Origin of the sequence: Pleomorphochaeta sp. DL1XJH-081 (assembly GCF_049310885.1) — a bacterium.
Taxonomy (GTDB): domain Bacteria; phylum Spirochaetota; class Spirochaetia; order Sphaerochaetales; family Sphaerochaetaceae; genus CAYZJV01.
This window is the reverse complement of sequence record NZ_JBMDYO010000130.1, coordinates 1-262: the sequence shown is the minus strand read 5'-3', so window position 1 is coordinate 262 and position 262 is coordinate 1. Positions and strand designations below refer to the sequence as shown.

Annotated in this window: 1 protein-coding gene; it reads right to left on the bottom strand. The window is 49.6% G+C overall.

Features of this window, described 5'->3' with window-relative positions; all coding sequences use genetic code 11:
- On the bottom strand, positions 1–262 hold a 262-nt coding region (locus tag ACODJP_RS14190), incomplete at both ends, for a hypothetical protein (RefSeq protein ID WP_422482607.1).

Here is a 262-nt window from a genome sequence, read left to right as displayed (position 1 = left end):
AACCAGGAAAGCAGCATTAAGACCACCAGCAACAGGACAAAAACTCCCGCCATCGGTAATAAGAAGTCCAGCCGCCAGGAGTCGATTTTACTGACCAGATAGCCAATTGAAACAACGCCGATCACGTTGCCTTCGTTGTCAAAGATAGGCGTTTTGGCGCGCATCGCCATCCCTATTGAGCCCTTACCGGTAATGAAATAACTTTCTCCTCTTTCCAGCGCGCCGGGTTTCGTAAACTGCATGGGATAGCCGATTTTTTCCG